This window comes from Microbulbifer discodermiae, assembly GCF_040742695.1.
Classification (GTDB): Bacteria; Pseudomonadota; Gammaproteobacteria; order Pseudomonadales; family Cellvibrionaceae; genus Microbulbifer.
Genome location: NZ_JBFLAB010000116.1, coordinates 1 through 4,322 on the forward strand (window position 1 = coordinate 1; position 4,322 = coordinate 4,322).

Annotated in this window: 5 protein-coding genes and 1 pseudogene; 1 reads left to right on the forward strand and 5 read right to left on the reverse strand. The window is 44.4% G+C overall.

Features of this window, described 5'->3' with window-relative positions:
• Positions 1-118 precede the first annotated feature (118 nt).
• A complete protein-coding gene (locus tag AB1S50_RS18995; protein ID WP_367152799.1) occupies positions 119-367 on the reverse strand; it encodes a hypothetical protein in 249 nt (82 codons plus the stop codon).
• A 632-nt stretch (positions 368-999) separates the two neighbouring features.
• Between AB1S50_RS18995 and AB1S50_RS19000 the strand changes: the two genes are divergently transcribed.
• Positions 1,000-2,550, forward strand: a complete 1,551-nt coding sequence (locus tag AB1S50_RS19000) for a S8 family peptidase (RefSeq protein ID WP_367152801.1) — start codon at positions 1,000-1,002, stop codon at positions 2,548-2,550.
• Between the two features lie 189 nt (positions 2,551-2,739).
• On the opposite strand, the gene AB1S50_RS19005 is transcribed toward AB1S50_RS19000, so the two are convergent.
• The 4 genes and pseudogenes from AB1S50_RS19005 to AB1S50_RS19020 form a co-directional block, all read right to left on the reverse strand.
• Positions 2,740-3,162: a transposase gene (locus AB1S50_RS19005; RefSeq protein ID WP_367152802.1), complete on the reverse strand. Its 423-nt coding sequence runs from the start codon at positions 3,160-3,162 to the stop codon at positions 2,740-2,742.
• Positions 3,084-3,731 carry a transposase gene (locus AB1S50_RS19010; RefSeq protein WP_367152804.1) on the reverse strand — a complete coding sequence of 216 codons (648 nt, stop codon included), beginning with the start codon at positions 3,729-3,731 and terminating at the stop codon, positions 3,084-3,086. The genes AB1S50_RS19005 and AB1S50_RS19010 overlap by 79 nt, the downstream gene beginning before the upstream one ends.
• Before the next feature lie 160 nt (positions 3,732-3,891).
• Positions 3,892-4,161 (reverse strand): annotated as a pseudogene (locus AB1S50_RS19015) (integrase core domain-containing protein); the annotation flags it as partial.
• 34 nt (positions 4,162-4,195) lie between these two features.
• Positions 4,196-4,322, reverse strand: a 127-nt coding sequence (locus AB1S50_RS19020) for a transposase domain-containing protein (RefSeq protein ID WP_367152251.1), incomplete at its 5' end; no start/stop codon positions are given.

Genomic DNA, 4,322 nt, shown 5'->3' on the forward strand with positions numbered 1-4,322 from the left:
CTGCTGAAGCGAGGTGCTGCGAATCCAGCTTTCCAGGATTGCTGCATCATGAGCGGTAATTGTAAAAACGTCCGGAGTATCCATGGGGCAAGTATACATGAAATCAAATCACGTAACCTTATTTTCCGCATAGCCCACTAGGGCAATAGGTTGTCCCAGAAAGGTGACCGCCACAAGTATAAGCGCCTTCGCATAAATATTCAATGCAAGAACCTCCACCGGACACAACAGGATCAGAATAACTGATAATTTGCTCAGTAGTAACAATATTATGATCACTAGCATAAGTTGAAACTTCAGCTGACATAGTGGTAACCGCAAAGAAACAAAATACAGCTGTTACGAGCAATGTAGATATTTTAAGCATTGCATACTTCCTTGTTATTGGTTAATTATTAGTTAGGATTACTAAAAAATTTACAAATAAAATCTGAATTGCCAGAGCAAATTATCAATAGCAATCTATTTCATCAATACCAATTAGAAATATTAAATTCTTTATTAATAACTTTAATTATAAATTTAGTTGCTTCACCCTACATAAGATAAGTGATACTCTTCTTTAAAAAATCAAATAATGCTTTGAAAGAAGATAGCCATGAAATCGTATTTAAATATGCTGCAAAATAGTAAAAATATTTAAGTTAATACATAAAAATTACAAAGCAATTCATATTCTATTCGAAAATCATGGAGGAAACTAAAATTCAATGAAATAAAGTCAAAAAGCGATACCGTAATGAAAAATACATAAAAAGGAAATTATTCTAAAGGATAAGAACATGAAAAAGCTTTTCAGATTTCGGTTTATGAATTATTTATGCATCTCTTTTTTTTTTATTAGCAGTAAGTGGAGTTGTCAAAAGTCAGGAAACCAATCAACTAATTATCAAATACAAGGAAAAAATCTCAGGTCATCAATTTGCACAAAAACTAAATGGAATACAACAGGTTGCTTCACATTACGGCGTTGCTCTTTCTAGCCAACGAACAATGTCCTTGGGGGCAGAAGTTGTCCGTCTTGACAAAAAGCTTCCAGATGAGGCAGTTGAAAATCTTGCTAAAGCGATCGCTAAAGTAGACAGTTCCATAGAGTACGCAGAGGCAGATACCTTGATGCAACCTGCCTTTGTCCCAAATGATGCTCGATATAATGAACAATGGCATTACTTCGAAAGCACTGGCGGCATAAGGGCGCCCAGTGCATGGAATAAATCAACTGGCTCGGGCGTTAATATAGCCGTAATTGATACTGGATATCGGCCACATGCTGATCTCACTGCGAACATTTTGCCTGGTTATGACTTCATTCACGATCCTAATGTATCGCTGGATGGCGACGGTCGTGACGGTGATGCGATCGATCCAGGTGATGGATGTTCTGGACGGGCAGATTCATGGCATGGTACGCACGTTGCTGGAACGATAGCGGCCAAGACGAATAATTCTATAGGTGTTGCGGGCGTGGCCTTTGACGCGAAGATAGTACCGGCTCGTACTTTGGGTTGTGGTGGCGGATATATTTCTGATATTGCTGATGCGATCACCTGGACCTCCGGTGGCAATGTCCCTGGTGTTCCTACAAATGCCAATGTAGCGAAGGTGCTCAACCTGTCTTTGAGTGGTTCCGGCGCTTGTGGTGAAACCTATCAAAAGGCCATCAATGGCGCCACGGATAGGGGTTCAGTCGTTGTTGTTTCTGCAGGCAATCAAAACACTGATGCCTCCACCCGTCGCCCAGCTAATTGTGATGGTGTTATTACTGTCGCTGCTACTGACAGAGCAGGAAATAGAGCGTATTACTCAAACTTTGGCAATACAGTTGAAATCGCAGCACCAGGAGGGGAAACTTCGGGTAACAAATCAAACCAGAATGGCGTCCTATCTACACTCAATACAGGAGTAACCTCCCCGGGTTCTGACACCTATGCTTTTTACGAAGGCACATCCATGGCCGCGCCGCATATCGCCGGCGTGGCGGCACTAATGCTGTCCGTACAGCCGAAAGCAACGCCAGAGCAGATTTCAATAGTTCTACAAGAAACCGCAAGAATAGCGCCAGGTACCTGCAATGGTTGTGGCGCAGGAATTGTCGATGCTGCAGCCGCAGTTAACGCTATGGACGATCTTCTTGTTGGACTGTATCGTTATTGGAATAGCGCGATTGGTGATCACACTCTCACAATCGATCGAAATGACAACCTATATGCATTTCTTGGGTACTCACTTGAAAAGATAGAAGCATATGTATCCTCAAAACCCAGATCTGGTTTTGTGCCCTTAAATCGCTATTGGAATGCAACACTGGGTGATAGTTTTCTTACTATAACGCGCAATGACCCAGGATTTGCTGCATTTGGCTATGAATTTGTGACAGAGGAAGGATATGTTTCCTCTAATTCTCGATCTGGTTTCGCACCTCTAAATCGTTATTGGAATCCCGATCTGGGGGATCACTTCCTTACCATTCTTCGAGATGACTATGCACTTGGCATATTTGGGTACACATTTGAAAGGATAGAAGGCTACGCGCAAAGTGAACCATATTAGCGAAACCTTCAGGTCTAATGAGCGGCCGCTAGTGAGGGTTAATAAAATACCAGTCGACCGTTAAATGTTTAGGTTAGGCACAGCTTCCATTAAATCACGACCTTGTGATTTAATGGAAGCTGTGCTTAATCAGCTGCTTAAATGTAGTAGTTCAGACGGGCTGTTGAAAAACCACCCATTTTTCTCTTATTACCCGACTTCCCAATGCGCTGACCGCTCGACTGCCGTTGGAAGGAATTCGAGGCGATAGCCATCATTTTTTACCCAGACGCCCTGAACGGCCCTCCAGGAAGCCATATTTAGAATTTTAATCGCTAATTTACGCAAAAATGGGTTCATCGCTGCCACCCGTTTGAGGTTTTGCGTCAGTGCGGTCAGGTAAAACTGAATTTGGGCATTTGCCAATCCTCGGTATTTGGCCCGTCGGAGACAGTGGTTATCTTTCGCCTCGCCGAACAGCCCTTCCACTTTCCAGGCTCGCTCCGTCAGTTTGGATTTGAAGAGTCTGGTACTTTGCCTGCGGCGGACCTTGTCTATATGACTCTGGTGAAGACTCCTGTATACGAAGCGGGCTCGGTTTTTCTGTGAATCAGGTAAACAGGATGATCGCATCGAGCAGGTCTTACAATGTCCTCCCAAAATACGATGTGGTATCTCTGCTGATAATTTTTGAGCGCCTTGGCATCTGGGTCGCCATTCCGGCGCTCTACCATACTGTCTATACTAGCATTTGCGTCAACGAGTGAGGCATCCGAAATGAGCTTCTTGCCAGTTACCAAACCAGCCTCGATCCATCGATCAATAAATTGTTCAAAGACTCGCTGGAATGTTTGCTCTCCAAAACGCTGACGGATTCTGGTCAGTGATGAATGGTCAGGAATCTGATCACCTAGATTAAGTTGGCAAAACCACCGGTACGCCAGGTTCAAATTGATGTCTTCGCAGAGCTTTCGGTCAGATTTGATTCCGTACAAATAGCCAATAATCTGCATCCGAAAGAACAGTGCCGGATCGATTGAAGCTCGATCATTGTCGGGGCAGTACAATGGTGACGTCAGATCATAGATAAATTCAAGATCCAATACGGCGTCGATCTTACGGAGAAGGTGGTTCTGCGGTACGAAATCGTCGAGGTTGACCGTGTGAAACAACTCTGGCTGAAACTGAGTGCGTCCCTGCATGGCTTTCCCCTTAACTTGGCCCCAGAAATATTATCCGAGACCGAACACGCTAAAGCAAGAAATTCAGGACTTTTTCAACAGCCCGCAGACTTGATCTGACAGTTACCGGTTTTTCAGAAGTTGCTCTGTCAGGTCAGGCTCAGTTTACGAACTTTTCCACCTAGATCTTTTTGCCGTCCTCGAGCGTTTGCATTAGAGTTCGGCCACAGCACTTCTTACCCTGGTGCGTGCGGTCATTATTGTAGTAAGCGAGCCATTCGTCCAGATCAGCCTCAAGCTCTTCGATCGACTCGTATATCTTGCGTCGTAATGAGGGCTGGTAGAACTCCTGCAGAATCGTTTTATGGAAGCGCTCACAGATACTATTGGTTTGCGGATGGCGAGCTTTGGCCCTCGTGTGCTCGATCTCATTCACACTCAAGTATAAACGATTGCTTTCCAGCTCATAGGTAAGCGTCCGGGCATCACACCTTGTCAGCAGGAACCCAGTTATGGGGCAGCAGCTCGCCGATAGCACTGGCGCGATGCATCGGTAATCGCTGCATCACATCTTTCAGATACGCAAAGGGATCATGACCATTCAGCTTGGCT

Excerpts from the sequence above, each read along its gene's own strand:
- AB1S50_RS19005 (WP_367152802.1), bottom strand. The coding sequence starts at position 3,162 with ATGCGATCATCCTGTTTACCTGATTCACAGAAAAACCGAGCCCGCTTC.
- AB1S50_RS19010 (WP_367152804.1), bottom strand. The coding sequence starts at position 3,731 with ATGCAGGGACGCACTCAGTTTCAGCCAGAGTTGTTTCACACGGTCAAC.
- AB1S50_RS18995 (WP_367152799.1), bottom strand. The coding sequence starts at position 367 with ATGCTTAAAATATCTACATTGCTCGTAACAGCTGTATTTTGTTTCTTT.